Below are 17590 nucleotides of genomic sequence, written 5' to 3' on the forward strand. Positions count from 1 at the left end.
TCCTTTCTATATTTAAAAATTAAGCCTAATTTTTACACTTTTCGCTATTTCGATAGCAATAGTTCCATAAATAAACGGAATAAGAATTGTAAAAATAATGACAATTGAAATTTTAATGTGTTCTAAAATAATGACATTTTTTATGTTTTTAAGATTTTTATTATTTCATTTATATAAAACTTCTATTAAAAATAGTATATATGCAATGACATTAAAAACTATATCAAATGCAAAAAAACCAAAATAACTTGAAATGAACAAAAAAATTCAAACAATAATTAAAGTTATAACTAATTTTCAGATACCATTAGTTCCATATTCTGCGTTTTCAATATAATTAATCATTGGTACCACAACCACAAAAATTGATATAAAAACAAATTCTTTAATTAGATATTTTCATCACGAATTATTAATGTTATGTGGAACTTTTAAGATATCTCATATTTGCAAAGTTTGAATATTCTCCTTACATTCCTCGTTTTTTAATAAAGATCTTTTAATTAAGTAAAATAAAAGAGAAAATATTAAGAAACCAGACAAACCACCAGCAAATTGGCCCCCTATTAAATAAAATGTTCCTTTATATGTTTCTGCAACTTGTTCGGAATTTCTAATATTAAAACTTTGTAACTTACTTTGTAAGATCACGTTCACTGGATTTATAAACGGAGTAGCCCTACTTTGTGAAGTAAAATAAGACAATGCTCAGGGTATTATAAACGCTAAAAAAGTGGCAGCAGTAAAACCAAGCGTTGTAAAGAATTTATCGTTTTTAGGTTTTTGTATGAATTTAATTAATATTCAAATTAATACAAAAAATACCAAAGTAAATGATCCAAAAAATTCAAACAGAAAACCACTTTGATTTCAAAACACAAGAAGCAACTTTCGAGGTGTCATTTTTCCCCCTTCGTTTTAGTTTTAACTTTTTTTAAGTTTACTCCGTTTTAAAAATATGAAATTTAATAATAAATATTTTTAGCCAAAAACGCTTTCTAGAAAAGAAGAAATGTTATTTTACATTCTAATATTCCCGTTAGTTCTAGGGAAAGGAATACTCTCACGAATATTATCCATTCCTGTAACAAACATCACCAATCTTTCAAATCCAATTCCAAAGCCCGAAGATTTCATATGTCCAAATCTTCTTAAATCAAGGTATCATTGTAAGTCTTCTTGATCAATTTTTAATTCATGAACTCTATTTAAAATTTTTTGATAATCAGTTTCCCTTTGACTACCACCGATAAGTTCTCCAATTCCGGGAACCAATAAATCGAAAGCAGCAACCGTTCTTAAATCATCGTTTTGATACATATAAAATGCTTTAAAGTCCTTCGGAAAATTAATAATAGCAACTGGAGATTTATATAAAACATCCGTTAAATATTTCTCGTGTTCGCTAGCTAAATCTAATCCAAATTCTATATTTTGCGCCTCAAAAATATTTTTTACTTTTTGAAGCTCTAAAATTGCATCCTTGTAATCTATTATTTGTAGTTGAGAATCTAAAAAATGATGAAGTTTTTTGAGTAAAGTACCATTGCTTAAATTATCTAAAAATTGCATTTCATCTAAACGTTTATTAATTACGTTACGAATTACTACTTTTAATAGATTTTCAGAAAAGTGAATAGTTTGTTTTAAATCAAAAAATGCCATTTCAGGTTCAATCATCCAAAATTCCGCTAAATGACGTTTAGTATTTGATCTTTCGGCGCGAAATGTCGGCCCAAAAGTATAAATATTTTTAAATATATTTGCGAAACTTTCTCCATGAAGCTGACCAGTAACGCCTAAACTTGATTTATTTCCTTTACCAAAAAAGGGATCTTTTTTATTTCCATCACTAACTTCAAAAGTTTCCCCTGCTCCCTCACCATCATTACTAGTAATAATAGGGGTTGTTACATAATGAAAGTCTCTAAAAGCAAAATATTTATGAATCTCTTGAGCCAAGGTGGATCTAATTAACATAACTGCTTTTAAAACATTTGTTTTAGCTCTTAGATGTGGTATTTCTCTAAGAGTTTCTAACTTAATTTCTTGGCCTTGAATCAAAAAATCTTCATCAACATTTTTGTATTCTATTAATTTTGATGCTAACATTTCTATAGGTTGTGGCGCTTGAGGGGTTGCTTTTAAAGAACCCTGTAGTACTATTGCGGCTCCAGGTTTTAATTGATCTAGTATATCGAAATTAAACTCATCACCTTTAAAAACAACTTGTAGATTTTTAATAGTTGAACCATCATTAATTTCTAAAAAACGTATCTTCTTATTTCCTCGGTTCGATGAAATTCAACCTTTAATTTCTATATTTTTTCAACCATCATAAAACACCGGTTTTAATAATATTTTTTTAATTGAATGCATATACTCTCCTTTAAATGTTTTTATTATATAAATTTTGTTAATTTTCTTTAGTATTTTGTATCAACTGATTATATTTTTTGTTTAAACATCTTAAAAATAATTCTCTCTTATCTATGCTCATTTCATTATCATAAATAAATTTATAATTTTTAAATAATGATGTTGCATTTAATTTATTTTCATTTAGAAATTTATGAAAGGATTTTTTACTTCGAAATTCTAGAATAGGATTATAAAAATCAAAATTAACATAACGTTCGACATTTAAATATAATATTTCATTATAGTCATTATTAAATGCTTTTCTTAATTTTATGATTTCTGATTTAGATTCTAATTGTTGAATTAATTGAAAAACGGATGTTTTTGTCTTTTCTTTGCTATTAAACAAATAGATATCTACATCTTTCAAGTTTTCAAAATTTATTGTTTTAATGGGTTGTAAGAACGTTTTTATTAAAGTACATTTAGAATCAACTAATGAAAACATTGCATATTGTAAAATAGCATCTCTATAGTATTCTAAAAGTTCATTTTGTATTAATTCTACTGTATATACTTCTAAAAATTTTAGATTTTTCAGAATTTGATTTATTTTGTCTATATTCAAAACTTCTTGTTTCATAAGTTCGCTTAATTCTAAAAGCTGTAATGCAAAGAAAAACTCTTTATTTATAAAATATGTTTTATATTGATATTTAACATATTTTGCTGGTATAAATTTAAAAGTTAATCATATTACATCTTTATCTATAATGTTTGTCTTAACTAAATATTTATCATTATTTTCAATTCAGGAATTTGGTGGTTTGATAAGATTATTATGAGAATATATCGTTATTTGCGATAATTCTGAGTCATACAAAGATAAAAATAAATTAGAATCACCCTCAGAAGCAACCCCATATTTGGATAGTTTTTTTAGGAGCTTAAACTTTTGTTTTTGTCCTTTTGTTATTTTAAAAACACCAAAAGTTTTATATCTAAAAGTCAAAAACATAAGCAATTTAATAATATTTATTGCAAATAGTAAAATTGAATTTTTATAGAATAAAATGAATAAACTTTTCAAAAAAAATAGAATAATTAAATAAAAACTAATAAAAATTATGATAATAAAAGCTATAAATTGTTTTACGTCTTTTGAATTAAAAATTATAAAAAAAGAAGAAACAAAAATATTTAGCAGAATAAAAATTAAAAAATACCTAATTCAATTAATCTTTTTTAAATTATATTTATCAAAATATTCCCTTAAATATAAATGAAGTTTTATCATTTAATATTTTAGCCTTCACTCGTTTTCTTTATATTTATGTTCTGCTATTTGTCATTGTATCTTTGCAAATGCTGCTAACTCTTTTGCATTATCTTTATAAATATTTCTAGATATAAACATAAGCTGTCATAACATTGGACTATATTTATCTATTAGTACATATAAGTTGTATAAAGCATTTGATATTTCATTCATATTTTCTCTTCTATTTATCATTGAATATATTTCGTCAATTGCTTTATAAATATAATCTTCACTAAAGTTAAAAACCTTTAAAACAAAGTTTGTACCTGATAAAATAGCAGAAACAACTTCGACTTGTTCATTACCTGAATTTCTTGCACTACCATCTAAAAAGTCCGCTATAGGTTCTATAATTCGCTCTTGGAAAAATTCCTTTATTTTATTAAAAAACCCCGTTATAGCTCCTCTGTATTTTCTTACGTTATACACTCAGGTTTTGTATTCACTAGATAAATAATCTCATGCAATTTTAGGTATATAACTATTAACAGTATAAATAGTTTCATCAGGGACTATAATTGTTTGTGCAACACTTAATGTTCTTGCGTTTATTATTTCATTATTTTCATTCATAGTTACTAAATCATTAAAATTGTATAATTCTTTTTTTACTAACTCTTTATCAAAATCTGCAAATATAGATTTTGGTGAAAGTTTAACTTTGTCATTATTAAGGTAATCATCCACAAATTTTCATAAATAATCCATTGAAAATTTAAGTAAATCATCATTTTCATCAATAAATTTTGCTTTTATTTCTTCAAAAATTTTTACCTTTACGTTAAATAATTTATCTATTGACTGCATTCTTGCTTTTTGCAGTTTTTCAATATTTGGATCTAAAATCATATTTTCTCCTTGATATATTTGCTGCTTTATGTAAATTAATAGAATTTATTCTTATACTTACTATTAGTTTATTTATTTAATTTATATTTTATCTAACTCTATTTCTAATTTTGAAACCTTAAAAATACTATTTAACACAAATACAATCAAACTGTCATAAAAAACAATAATAAAATAAAAGAAAAAGTTTAGTTTTGTTAACTAATATATCATTTAATATCAATAAAACACCACCACTAAAACAAAAAAAAGAGCTGTCACAAAAACATTAAGAGCGTTTTTTTACCATTTTTCTTTTTTTTGATTTATACTAAATTAAATATAAATTTCAATTTGTTAAATCCTTAACATATATACATTTATACATTGGTCTAAGGAGCTTTATTACTTATACAAAAACAATAGAGATTATACTTCAGTTAAATTTGTTCTAAATTCTTTATTTATTCAAATTAAAGATAGAATAGAAACTACAAGAATCAATATTTCTGCACCTATTCCAAAAATAAAATCTAATACGATAGGGACCTCAAAAAACTTTAAAATCCCAAAGGTAATTGATATAGAATATAAAATAAGTGCCGGCAACCATTTTAAATATAATTTATGAATTTTCAAATCGTCGTTTTTATACTTTGATGTTATAACAACAATTAATATTAAAAGTACAAATATCGAAATTTCTAAACCAAATAAAATAAACGGTATAAATATATCCAATGCAAGAAAAATTATTAATGTCTTATCTATATTATCATTAAATTTTCCTTTGTCAAAATCAAATATAAAGGGTAAACCTCATAAAAAAACTATAATAAATAACGAAAATAAAACAATTTCTATTATTATCAAAATAAGTAAGGATAAACTAATTTTTTGAAGTCTTTTTAAAATACTATTTCGATTAATTATCATAAATCCTTTCTTTTTTGTTATCTTATAATTAATTAAATTATATTAAATCCTTAAAAGAAAATATAAAAATATATAAATTTAATAAGAAAAGATTTAAAAATGATAGCTTAAAAGCATATAAGAAAAATTGTTTTTAACTATATGGAAGTTAAAAACAATTTTTAATTAAGTTCTGATTGAACACTTTGAACATCTATTGATTCTATATCTAACATATTTAGTTCTCTTTTAGCTCAAATAATGGTTAAACTAGCAAAAACTATATTTATAATAAAAGAAGCCAATGATATGACGGTACTTAAAACACCGATACTTGAAAAATGATTAATTAAAGATACAATATGAATCACTAAGGCAGAAATTCAATAAGGCAAGAGTTTTTTAAATAATTGATTTTTCTCTGAATTTTTATATGAAATAACTAACAAGGAAATCAATAGTGATAATACTAATACAAAAAGAATTATTCCGACCGGTAAAGTAATACTCAATACAGCGCTTTGATTAATCTTTATATTACCATTATTTTTTAATGCCTTTTTAGCTACACTAAAACCTAAAATAAAGGTAAAAACAAAAGCAAAAATAACCGAAACTATTAATGTTGATAATATACCTCAACTCAAACCAATAATCTTTTTAAGATTTGTTTTAATTTCCTTCATTAATATCCGCCTTGAGTTTCTTTACCTTCAACAATCGCTACAGATCTACTGGTTCCAAATCTGGTTGCACCAGCTTGATACATTTTTTTTAAATCATCTAAATTACCAATTCCTCCAGCGGCCTTAATTAAAAGTTTATCACCACAAACGCTTTTCATTAATTCAATGTCTCTTAAGTTTGCACCTCTAAAACTGAAGCCAGTAGAAGTTTTAATAAATTCGGCACCCGATTTCATTACAATTTCAGTTGCTTTTTTAATTTCCTCTTCAGTAAGTAAAGCTGTTTCAATAATAACTTTTAAAATTTTGTTTCCGCATGCTTCTTTTACTTTTTTAATATCATTTAGAACATATTCATAATCACCTTGCTTAAAGCGACCTACATTAATTACCATATCAATTTCATCCGAACCATGATCAATGGCTAATTTTGCCTCTTGAGCTTTTGCTTGTGTAATCATCGCACCTAACGGAAATCCCACAACACTAGTAATTCCTACTTCGGTATTTTTTAATCTTTCTGATACATATTTAACTCAAGATGAATTTACGCAAACAGTTTTAAATCCATATTTTTTAGCTTCATCAATCAATTTATTTATATCTTTCTCAGTACCTTCAGGTTTTAAATAAGTATGATCAATCATTTTATTATAGTTCATTTCTACCTCTATTGTAATTTATCTAAAATTATTTTATTTTCTACTTTTTGTTGATTAATTTTATAACCTTTATTAAGTTCCTCAATTAACGTTAAATCAATTGGTTTTGATGAACTTAATGTAAATAAAATATCATTGACATTTGCAAATTCGTTAGTTTTTTTATGGATACTAATTCCGGCTTCAAAATCAATCACATCATCCTTGGTTTGTCTGCCTGCTCCTAATTTCATCGCTACTAAACCAAATGTTAAACTATCAAAAATTTCTACATAACCTGATTTGTTTGCTTTGATATCAATTTTGTATTTAGGATCTCAAAACCCAGGTTTTTCTAGTGCATGTACGTCTCCGTTTTGTGCTTTAACTAGTTCATAAAATTTATGTAAAGCTTGCTTATTTTTAATAACTGCATCCACCATTTCTTCGGCTTGTTTTTGATTTTGCGCTATTTTTGCTTGCTGTAAAATGGTGGCCGAAGATGAATATACTAATTCCTTAAAATCTTCTGGTCCATTACCTTTTAGGGTTTCAATGGCTTCTAAGACCTCATTTTTATTGCCAATTTCGCGCCCAATCGGACGATTCATATTAGTAATTTCAACACGAACATCAACTTTTAATTCTTTCCCAATATTGATCATTGTTTGAGAAAGATGTCTTGCACTTTCTAAATCTTTCATAAATGCACCATTACCACATTTAACGTCTAATAAAATTGCATCCGCCCCGGTAGCTAATTTTTTAGACATGATAGACGAAGCAATTAATGGAATCGATTCAATAGTAGCGGTCACGTCGCGTAAAGCATATATTTTTTTATCGGCTGGAACTAATTTATTACTTTGACCAATTAATGCGATTTTATGTTTTAAAACTTGATTGATAAAATCTCTTTCATCAAGTTCAACCTGAAAACCGGGAATTGACTCAAGTTTATCAATAGTTCCTCCTGTATGTCCTAAACCACGACCACTCATCTTTGCAACAGGTGCGCCTGCGGCCGCCACAATCGGTGCTACAGCTAAAGTAGTTTTATCACCAACCCCACCAGTTGAGTGCTTGTCTACTTTTATTCCAGGGATGCTTGATAAATCAATTACATCACCAGAATGCATCATAATTCTAGTCATTGTAGCAATTTCGCGCGAATTCATCGAATTAAACACTACAGCCATTAAAAATGCACTCATTTGATAATCTTTAACATCTCCATTAACATAACCAGAAATTAAAAATTCTATTTCTTGATCTGTTAATTCAATATTTTTTCTTTTTTTATCAATTAAATCTACAACTCTCATTTTATCTCGCTAATCTTAATGCAATTTCCATCATTTTTGTAAATGCAGTTTGTCTTTCATGTGCTGTAGTTTCTTGATGTGTAATTAAATTATCACTAATGGTTAATAAACATGTTGCTTGTTTATTGGTTGCTTCCGCATTACTAAATAATGCATATGACTCCATTTCCACACAAAGCGCTTGAGTTTTAGCAATTCTTTGTTCTAGTGGTACAATAGAATAAAATACATCAGATGAATGGACTCTACCTAAATGTAAAGGGATGTTTAATTCCTTAGCAATTTTTATAATTTCTGCATTTAATTTTTCTGAGGGAAGTGCAACATTTCCGCCTTTATTTAAAGCTAATTTACGAAATGAATCGCTATCTGCAAATGCTTCAGTTGCTAAAACTACTTCATATAATCCTAAATCCTTTTGATATGAACCAGCCGAACCAATTCTGATGATGCGATCTACATCATAAAATTTAAACAATTCATAAGAATAGATTCCAATTGACGGACAACCCATCCCACTCCCTGCAATTGTAATTGGTTTACCTTTATAAGTTCCTGTAAACATTAACATATTACGAACTGAATTAACTTGTTTAAATCCAGGGTCTAAAAAATTTTCAGCAATATATTTCGCTCTCAGCGGGTCCCCAGGCATTATTACTGTTTTTGCGATTTCTTCTTTTTTTGCATTAATATGTGGTGTCATTTTTTTCTCCTAACCTAAAGTATTTTTTAAACTTTCGACTTTCATAAGTTGTCTTACTTATCTGTTAATAATTTTACACTAATTAATTTTGAAATTTCAAACAACTAAAAAATATCATCAACTTATCTAATTTTTAGAATATTATAAAAGTGTAATTTTCAGAAAATAAATTTTTTGTTTTATTTTTTTAAATTCTATTGTGTTATAATTAATTCGGTCTAAATGGAACAGTACTCAAGAGGCTGAAGAGGCGGTCCTGCTAAGACTGTAGGGGAGACAACTCCCGCGGAGGTTCAAATCCTCTCTGTTCCGCCATTTTTTAATATTTAAATTCAAATTTTCATACCTTTTTTTAGAAGTAAGTTGGTTTCAAATAGAAATCCTACTTAATTTGTTTATCTTACTTGAACAAATTTTTAATTTTAATAATTAAAAAAATCTCCTATCCCGAGGAGATTTTCTTATACTTTTTGATGAAAACAACTAATCAATCTGAATCATTTAATCCTAGTTCAAAACTTACTTTATTTTCACAAAAACAAATGAATTCGATATGGTTACTACAAAGGTAGCATTTTTAAACATTGAAATATCATTTTTTTAGTTTTAAAAGTGCTTATAATTAATTTTGACTTAATTGTAAAGAAGAATTTAAAAGTGTACCATCTAAACTAAAATTATGTTTAATTAATTTTAATGTCACAATTTTATAAATATCAATATTTAAAACTTTTAATAGTATAGTGCTTTGTTTATACTCAAGCAAGATATATTTGTTATTATAATCAAAGTTTTTAAAAGAGCTATCATTTATACTTAAACAAAATTCTGTATTTGTTTTTTTAATTCTAAAAATTGTTCTAAATTAATTTGAAATCTTCGTTTCATTTTTAATTTAATAATTCATTTATGTTATCAAGGTCTTCTTGAGATAAATCTGTTTTTTCTTCTAATTCTAAAATTAATTCAGACGTTTTAACAATATTTTCTTTAATTTTATTTTTACGATTAGAGATGTTTAAAAAAGATTGAATTGAAATTATAAAAGTTAAAATAGAAGTAATTAATGCCATTGCAATAAAATATACCATTGTTTGTTCTGGATATTCATTTCACCTTATTGAATATAAATTTAAAACAACTATTAATGCAGATAAAACAATAGACAACATACTAAATGAAATAAAAAATATTTTACTTATTAAGAATTTACGTCTCACTTTATCGTAAATTAAATGCATTTTATCATCAAAACTTAAGTCATCATTATAGGTTTTCTTTATTTTTTTCATTTTTTACTCCTTTTTTAATTTTGACATCAATACTTACATCTAATAAAGCTGTCGATTTATAACGGTCAACTTCTAGAATTTGCAATGCTCGTTTATACAATAAAAATCTATTGGTTGCTTGTTCTTCTTTATAAATAAATGTTTTTGATTTATAAATGCTATATTCCATTTTTAATTGTTGTACCTTTTTTTTGTAAAAAATAAACTTATTATTAACTACAAAAAAAGATAAAATTCCGGACACTAAACTAAGTGATGAGTTGATAATAGTGGTTAGTAAAATATAGTTATTACCATCATTAAAATATGGATCATTGTATGGATTATCACTAATACTATTATTATTTCCAAAAAATTTATTATTCCCGGCTAAGAATTGTATTGCTAAAACACTTAAATAAAAAGCAGTTACAATGCTGGTTAAATTTAAAATATAATACAAAACACCATAAATATATTTCTTAAATTGTGCATATTTTAAAATTTTTGTATAAAGTTGTCTTGGCGTTAAATCCTTTTTATGAATCATTTTAATTTGTAAATCCTTTCTTTAACTCGGTTTTTAAAATTTTACTTAGTGCCATTTTTCTTTTTTTATTGGCTTTTTCTCATAAAGTATCAACGATAGCTTCTAAGTCTTTTTTAGAAATTAATCTACTATTGTATTTGATATCTAAATATTGAATAGTATTCATAATTTTTTTATATTGTACTGTACGATCAAAATATTTATAAATTGATAAAGCAACTGTAATAAAAAAGGAAATAATAATAAAAACAACTAAAAATAATAGCAAAATAAACGATGTAGAATTAAGAACATCTTTATATTTGTTACTAATTTGAACCAATTTATATAGTATATAGGTTGCTAAACTTATGGATGCAATTGTAAAAAAAGAAATAATAGATGATATTATTGTATCTATGATTGAATATATTTTTAGAGTTCTTTCATCTTGTTTTTTCTTTTGTTGTAATCTTTCAATTATTAAATTCATGCATTAATTATATTTTAATTAAAATATTTTATATAATTTTTATATGAAAAAATGAGCAATTTTTAGTGATGTAGATGGAACCATCTACCCGTTTCCAAACAAAAAACTATCTGATGTAAACCAAAAAAAAATTTGAGAAGTCCAAGAAAAAGGTGTTGAATTTATCATTAATACCGGTAATGCACCTTATCAAAAAATACAAAAATTAGCTGATTGAGCTAATTCTAGATATATAGTTTGTTCTAATGGTGCTTTAATTTTTGACAACAAAGAAAAACAAATTTTAAATATTGAGTATATTCCTTTTACTGAAGCTGAAAAAATTTGAAAATTAGCAGAAGAACTAAAAGTTGGTTTATATTACTTTGGTACCCATCGCTATTTTTTAAAAGACGTAACTACATCGTTTAAAAAATTTATTAGCGATTTTGCCGAATACAACCAATGGATAGAAACAGGCGAAATTCCTAAAGACTTACATAAAATTGAATCTTATGGAAACCCTGATGTAATGAAGAAGTTTTTTGAATTAGCCAAAGAACGTAATATTAATTTAAATATTGTTTATTTAGGTGGACATATTGAAATTACTAAAAGTGGAATTTCTAAAGGTAGCGGAATTCAATGAGTTTGCAAAAACATTTTAAATGAAGATGTTGAAAACGTTATGGCAATTGGTGACAGTCAAAATGATATTTCAATGTTTGAAATTGTGGGTTATTCATATGCAATGGAAAATACTGATGCTTATTCTAGACAATTTGCAAAATACTTTACCTCAAGCGTTGAACAAAATGGTTTAGCAGAAGCAATTGATGATTATTTATATCGTAGTGATTTTGAACTAAAAAGAATGATTTCACAACAAAAAAAGCAAAAATAAAATTCCGTTATTCTAGTTATCGGAATTTTCATATAAAAAATCAACCTGGGGCGGTCGACGGGATTCGAACCCGCGAATGACGGGACCACAACCCGCTGTGTTAACCGCTTCACCACGACCGCCATTTAAATTTTTTTGGTTGATTTTTCTTATTATACTACAAAATAAATGAAATTGACATGAATTTTTATTAGTTTTATTGGATTTTTATTCATTTGATATATAATATTTACTCTATCATTCAAAATTAAAAATTTATCGCTCCAATATCTAGATCTCAAAGAATAAATAAAAAAACTGCATTATCTTTCCAAACGCAGTTTTTTTATTTATTTATCAATTCATATTCTTTTTCTTTATATAGTTGCGTGATTTTAGCAATTTGTGTATCAACCTCTTTTTGAACTACGTCTAAGTATCTTTTTTCTTCATCCTCTGATAATTCATCATTAGATTTGATTAATTTATTGACGTCTTGACGAGCATTTCTTATCCCAACTTTTGCTACTTCTGTTAATTTTGCTAAATTTTTAATCATTTCCTTACGTTTTTCAGTAGTCAATAAAGGAAAAGTTAAACGCACTTGATTACCTTCATCTACCGATAAAACTCCTAAATTTGCTTTTTCTAAAGCTTTTGCTATTTCTTTTACTGAAGTAATATCATATGGTTTAACTAAGAGTTGTTGTGGTTCCGGAATACTTATATTTGCAAGTTCTTCTAAAGGCGTAGGAACATCATAATAATTTACCCTAACCTCTTTGATCAGTTGTGGGTTTGCGTGTCCAGTTGAAATTTTTGACATTTCAAATTTATAATGACTAATTGCTTTTTTGCACTTTTCATCTAATTCAAGTAAATATGTTTCAATATCCATTATTTTGTTACCTCGGTGTGAGAAATTGTCCCTTCTAGGGCTTTTAAAATAGAGTCTTCTTCCAATAAATTAAATACTATTAAATTAACATTATTATCTCTAGCCATACTTGTGGCAGTTAAGTCCATAACTTGTAGTTTTTTTTCCAGGATTTCATTATAGGTAATCTTATCGTATTTTTTCGCATTTTTATTGATATGTGGATCTGAATCATAAACTCCATCAGTTCCATTTTTACCCATTAAAATAACTTCAGCGCCTATTTCAGATGCATATAATGTTGCCGCCGTATCAGTAGTAAAATAAGGTCTTCCGGTACCACCTACAAAAATCACAACTTCACCATCTTGTAAATATTTCATCGTTTTTTCATTTACATAGTTTTCTGCAACTTTGCTATCAATATTTAATGAACTTTGCACCCTTGCTTTTAATCCTACTAATTCAAAACCGCTTCTAAGCGCTAAACCATTCATAATAGTTGCCAACATCCCAATATAATCTGCACGATTTCTTGGTATTCCGTTTTTAGCGGCCGAAGCACCTCTTCAAAAATTTCCACCACCTATTACAATAGAAACCTGAACTCCTTGCTCAACAATTTCTTTTAATTGTAGAGCAATTTTTTTAACCAATTCATTGTCAATAGCTAAGTGTTTTTCTTTATTTGAAAAACCTTCACCAGATAATTTAATTAATATTTTTTTATATTTGATCATTTTGCCTCTATTTAAAACATTAATAAGTTAATATAACCTATACAATTAAATTATAATTAAAAACTAAAAAATGATTATAAATTAACCAAATTTATACAATTCTATTTCGCACATAAAAAAATTATTTTTTTAATGAAAACAGAAAAAATTTATACATATATTAGAGAAAACTATTTTGTGAGGATTATGTTTGCTCGTTTGATAAAAAATAAAAAATTGTATAATTTAAAAAATATATTTAATGTGCTATGTAATAGACGAAAAAGGAAAAATATGGAAAAACAAAAATTCTTATTTGCTATTGATTTAGATGGAACTACACTTCGTTCATCTGCAACCGGCGAAGTGCACGAACAAACTATTAAAGCAATAAAAAGAGCAAAAGACGAAGGACATATTGTCTGTATTTTAACAGGGCGCCCGTGAAGAAGCACAAAAAGCATCTATGAAATTTTAGGATTAGATACAGTAGTTTCAAATTATAACGGTGCCCACATCCACCATCCAAATGACGACGGTTTTATACCGTATATTAAATATTTAAATCTTAATGAAGCCTTATATATTTTAGGCGACGAAAAAGTTCAAAACGAAGTTTCAAATATCGCTATCGAAGGCCCTGACTGAGTTCAACTACAACATAGAGACGAAGATTTAGAAAAGGTTTTTAGTTTTACTAATACACCAAAATTTAAAGTAGGGTTAGATTTTCATAAAATTCCCTTAATGCCTACAGGCATTATTTTTGATGTTAAAAAAACAACAGATGTGGAAAAACTAAGATGCTATCTAAAATCTAAATATGGGGACTTAGCTGAATTTTCTTATTGATCAAAAGGTGAAGGATTAAGTCCGGTATTTGACATGACAAACATCACAGCAAACAAAGGTAAAGCCTTGAGCATGCTAATAAGATATTATAAAATAGATGTGGATAATACTATTGCTATCGGTGATGGTTTTAATGACGTTCCGATGTTTAAAATTGCAAACGTCTCAGTTGCTATGGGTAATGCAACTAAAGACATAAAATGCTATGCTACCATAAAAATTAACAAAACAAATAAAGATGGTGGAGTAGGTTGATACATTAATAAATTTTTGGATAACCCAGAAGAAGAAATTAGAAAATCAAACGAAAAAAGAAAAAAACGCAAACAAGCAGAGGAAGAGTAATGTTTTTTGTTGAAAATTTAGATATTAATTTATCTAAAAAAAATGTATTTGGTATTGATGAAACCGGTGTGGGTGATTATTTTACACCAATTATCGCCTGTTGCGCATGACTTCCTGATTCTTTTATTAAATGGGCTAAATCTATTGGTGTTAAAGATTCAAAATTGCTTAGTGAAAATCAAATTATTAAAATTGCTGAAGAACTAATTCAAAAAATTCCTTTCACAAAATATACCCTTTCACAATATGGCTATAACAAATTAATTGATAAAAAATTTAATGCAAATGAAATCAAATACTTCATACATTTTCATTCACTTGAAAGTTTTCTTAAAAAATATTTTTATAATAAGAGTTTAAAAAATTCTATAGTTCTAGTAGATCAATACTCAACTTTTAATTCAATAATAAAATATCAAAAAAGATTTGATCAGTGATCTATTTTTAAAGAATTAGATAATTTAAATTTAAAGATTTTTTTTAAACAAAAAGCAGAAAATTTACATCTTTCTGTTGCCTGTGCTTCAATCATAGCTCGTTATTATTTAATTAAATATATGCAAAAACAAAGAATAGACTGAAATTTTAATTTTATTCTTGGAGCAAGCCAAAAGACAAAAAATCTGGTTAACAAATTTAAAATTGAATATGGAGAAAAAAATCTTCTTCAAGTTTGTAAACGAAATTTTAAAATTAATTAAATAATCTTCATTAAAATTTATTTTTAATCTTATACCAAATCAAAAATATTCAGGGGACATATGCAAAAACTAACAGAACAAGAAATTATCAGAAGAAATAAACTTCAAATTTATACTAATATGAATATTGAACCTTTTGCAAAAGTTGATGATTTAAAAAAGCTTACATATTCAGACGAAATAGAAAAGAAATTTTCAAATATTTCAAAAATCGAATTGGATGAATCTAAAATCTCTGTCAATGTAGCCGGAAGAATTTTAACAATGCGTGGTCCTTTTATATTAATAAAAGATTATCATTCAAAAATTCAAATCTATTTTAATAAAAAAGTAGATGAAAAATTAGCTAAATTATTTGAAACCTTTGATATCGGTGATTTAATATATGTTGAAGGTATTGTGATGAAAACCAACACAGATGCCGTAACTATTAAAGCACAAAATATTAAATTACTAACCAAATCTTTAAAACCCTTACCTGACAAATACCATGGCTTAGCAGATATTGAAGAAAGATATCGTAGAAGATATGTTGATTTAATTATTAACGACGAGGTAAAAAAAGTTTTTTGAACAAGAACAAAAATAATTTCTGAAATTCGTAAGTATTTTGATAATTTAGAATATATGGAAGTAGAAACACCATTTCTACATGATTATTTGTCCGGTGCTGCTGCCAAACCTTTTACAACACATCATAATGCATTGGATCAAGAATTCGTTTTAAGAATCGCAACTGAAATACCTTTAAAAAAATTAATTGTTGGTGGAATTGATAGAGTTTATGAAATTGGACGAATTTTCAGAAACGAAGGAATCGATACAACACATAATCCTGAATTTACTTCAATTGAATTTTATGAGGCTTATTCAAATATTGAAGGAATGATGAATCGAACCGAAACATTAATTAAACAAATTGCTAAAAAATTAAATAAAGAAAAAGTAATAAATAAAGGTGTTGAAATTGATTTATCTTTACCCTTCAAAAGAATAGATATGGTAGATGCCGTATCTTCGATAACAGGATTTGATTTTAGAAATATTGCTTTAGAAAAAGCTATTGAAATAGCAAAATCACACGGAATTAAAATACAAAGATTTTTCAAACTAGGACACATTATTAACGAATTATTCGAAGAATTAATAGAAAAAACATTAATTCAACCAACATTTGTGTACGGACATCCAATTGAAATTTCACCTTTAACCGCTAAAGCAAGAGATCCTCGCTTCACTGAACGGGCTGAATTATTTATCAACACAAAAGAATATGCAAATATGTATACCGAATTATCTGATCCAATCGACCAATTAGAAAGATTTCAATCACAATTAAAAGAAAAGGAAAATGGAAACGATGAGGCAAGCGATATTGATTGAGATTTTGTTGATGCATTAGAATATGGAATGCCACCTACCGGTGGATGTGGTATTGGAATTGATCGTTTAACAATGTTGTTAACTGAAAAAGAATCAATTAGAGATGTTTTATTATTTCCTACTTTAAAGAGAAAAATATTTAGATAGAATTCAAAAACAGATTTTAACCAGATTAGTTGAGCATTATATAACTTGCCATTCTGGTTATTTTTTAATTGTTTTTTTAAAAGTAAATAAACTTCATTGTGTAATATTATATAACCTCCTTTCTATAAATATATTTTAGATTATCTCACTATTTAATTTACTTATGTCAAAATATGTATACTACATATACCACAAAATTTATCGCCACGAACAAATAAAAATTCCTGTATTTCTAGAAATACAGGAAAAAATATAAATTGAATGTAAAATCTATAACCCAAGATAACGGATGAGAATTTAATAAATTATCTAATCTAATACATAAACTGGTATATACCTATAAAACAAAAACATATGCATCACAACAAAAAGCAAGTATTGAAAATTTTAATAGCATTATTTAAGTTTTATTTTAAGAGGAAATAGTTTTAATTATTATAAATGAAGGAGAGGTTTTTAAACACATATTTCACTTCTCACTGTCTTATTTATTTTCTTATCAATACTTTTATGTAAATGCACTTTTCAGACAAATAAATATCAGTAATTATTTCAAGGATCGAATGTTATCAGAATCTTTTCTTTATTTTTTATAATAATCGCTATTCGATATTTAAAATTAAAAGAG

18 protein-coding genes and 2 tRNA genes are annotated in these 17590 nt (G+C 26.2%); 5 read left to right on the forward strand and 15 right to left on the reverse strand.

The window, feature by feature from the left end; translation table 4 throughout:
• Positions 1-12 precede the first annotated feature (12 nt).
• The 9 genes from BCF59_RS01530 to deoD all read right to left on the reverse strand — a co-directional run bounded on the left by BCF59_RS01530 (position 13) and on the right by deoD (position 8783).
• Positions 13-903, reverse strand: coding sequence for an MAG4940 family membrane protein (locus BCF59_RS01530; protein WP_134110564.1), 891 nt, complete (start codon positions 901-903; stop codon positions 13-15).
• A gap of 117 nt (positions 904-1020) precedes the next feature.
• Entirely contained in the window at positions 1021-2379 is a 1359-nt protein-coding gene (gene asnS, locus BCF59_RS01535) for an asparagine--tRNA ligase (protein ID WP_134110566.1), read from the reverse strand.
• Between the two features lie 37 nt (positions 2380-2416).
• Positions 2417-3379: a hypothetical protein gene (locus tag BCF59_RS01540; protein WP_134110568.1), complete on the reverse strand. Its 963-nt coding sequence runs from the start codon at positions 3377-3379 to the stop codon at positions 2417-2419.
• 279 nt (positions 3380-3658) lie between these two features.
• The gene (locus tag BCF59_RS01545) at positions 3659-4531 is read right to left on the reverse strand and encodes a hypothetical protein (RefSeq protein WP_134110570.1); all 873 of its coding nucleotides are present in this window, start codon (positions 4529-4531) and stop codon (positions 3659-3661) included.
• A gap of 408 nt (positions 4532-4939) precedes the next feature.
• Entirely contained in the window at positions 4940-5446 is a 507-nt protein-coding gene (locus BCF59_RS01550; RefSeq protein ID WP_134110572.1) for a hypothetical protein, read from the reverse strand.
• Positions 5447-5607: 161 nt separating this feature from the next.
• A complete protein-coding gene (locus tag BCF59_RS01555; RefSeq protein ID WP_134110574.1) occupies positions 5608-6111 on the reverse strand; it encodes a hypothetical protein in 504 nt (167 codons plus the stop codon).
• Entirely contained in the window at positions 6111-6773 is a 663-nt protein-coding gene (deoC, locus tag BCF59_RS01560) for a deoxyribose-phosphate aldolase (protein ID WP_134110576.1), read from the reverse strand. The genes BCF59_RS01555 and deoC overlap by 1 nt, the downstream gene beginning before the upstream one ends.
• Positions 6774-6781: 8 nt before the next feature.
• The gene (locus BCF59_RS01565; RefSeq protein ID WP_134110578.1) at positions 6782-8077 is read right to left on the reverse strand and encodes a thymidine phosphorylase; all 1296 of its coding nucleotides are present in this window, start codon (positions 8075-8077) and stop codon (positions 6782-6784) included.
• A 1-nt stretch (position 8078) separates the two neighbouring features.
• Entirely contained in the window at positions 8079-8783 is a 705-nt protein-coding gene (deoD, locus tag BCF59_RS01570; RefSeq protein WP_134110580.1) for a purine-nucleoside phosphorylase, read from the reverse strand.
• A 224-nt stretch (positions 8784-9007) separates the two neighbouring features.
• On the opposite strand from deoD, the gene BCF59_RS01575 reads away from it, so the two are divergent.
• Positions 9008-9098: transfer RNA gene (locus BCF59_RS01575), tRNA-Ser, on the forward strand.
• A 575-nt stretch (positions 9099-9673) separates the two neighbouring features.
• Here the strand turns inward: BCF59_RS01575 and BCF59_RS01580 are convergent.
• The 3 genes from BCF59_RS01580 to BCF59_RS01590 are packed head-to-tail and all read right to left on the reverse strand — an operon-like array spanning position 9674 to position 11076.
• Entirely contained in the window at positions 9674-10075 is a 402-nt protein-coding gene (locus BCF59_RS01580) for a hypothetical protein (protein WP_234851412.1), read from the reverse strand.
• Entirely contained in the window at positions 10050-10604 is a 555-nt protein-coding gene (locus tag BCF59_RS01585; protein WP_234851413.1) for a DUF4231 domain-containing protein, read from the reverse strand. Before BCF59_RS01585 ends, BCF59_RS01580 begins: the two co-directional genes overlap by 26 nt.
• Position 10605: 1 nt before the next feature.
• Positions 10606-11076 carry a hypothetical protein gene (locus BCF59_RS01590; protein WP_134110582.1) on the reverse strand — a complete coding sequence of 157 codons (471 nt, stop codon included), beginning with the start codon at positions 11074-11076 and terminating at the stop codon, positions 10606-10608.
• Between the two features lie 43 nt (positions 11077-11119).
• Between BCF59_RS01590 and BCF59_RS01595 the strand changes: the two genes are divergently transcribed.
• Entirely contained in the window at positions 11120-11959 is an 840-nt protein-coding gene (locus BCF59_RS01595; RefSeq protein ID WP_134110584.1) for an HAD family hydrolase, read from the forward strand.
• A gap of 46 nt (positions 11960-12005) precedes the next feature.
• Here the strand turns inward: BCF59_RS01595 and BCF59_RS01600 are convergent.
• The 3 genes from BCF59_RS01600 to pyrH form a co-directional block, all read right to left on the reverse strand.
• Positions 12006-12081 (reverse strand) — tRNA-His (locus tag BCF59_RS01600).
• A gap of 203 nt (positions 12082-12284) precedes the next feature.
• Entirely contained in the window at positions 12285-12836 is a 552-nt protein-coding gene (gene frr / locus BCF59_RS01605) for a ribosome recycling factor (RefSeq protein ID WP_134110586.1), read from the reverse strand.
• Complete coding sequence (pyrH, locus tag BCF59_RS01610) at positions 12836-13555, reverse strand: UMP kinase (RefSeq protein WP_134110587.1); 720 nt, start codon at positions 13553-13555, stop codon at positions 12836-12838. Before pyrH ends, frr begins: the two co-directional genes overlap by 1 nt.
• A gap of 273 nt (positions 13556-13828) precedes the next feature.
• On the opposite strand from pyrH, the gene BCF59_RS01615 reads away from it, so the two are divergent.
• Genes BCF59_RS01615 through lysS form a run of 3 tightly spaced genes read left to right on the forward strand, consistent with a single transcriptional unit; the run spans position 13829 to position 16962 of the window.
• Positions 13829-14731, forward strand: coding sequence for a Cof-type HAD-IIB family hydrolase (locus BCF59_RS01615; RefSeq protein WP_134110589.1), 903 nt, complete (start codon positions 13829-13831; stop codon positions 14729-14731).
• Entirely contained in the window at positions 14731-15432 is a 702-nt protein-coding gene (locus tag BCF59_RS01620) for a ribonuclease HIII (RefSeq protein ID WP_134110591.1), read from the forward strand. Before BCF59_RS01615 ends, BCF59_RS01620 begins: the two co-directional genes overlap by 1 nt.
• Positions 15433-15492: 60 nt before the next feature.
• Positions 15493-16962, forward strand: a complete 1470-nt coding sequence (lysS, locus tag BCF59_RS01625) for a lysine--tRNA ligase (protein WP_134110593.1) — start codon at positions 15493-15495, stop codon at positions 16960-16962.
• Positions 16963-17590 lie beyond the last annotated feature (628 nt).

This window comes from Mycoplasmopsis mustelae (assembly GCF_004365095.1).
Lineage (GTDB): Bacteria > Bacillota_I > Bacilli_A > Mycoplasmatales > Metamycoplasmataceae > Mycoplasmopsis > Mycoplasmopsis mustelae.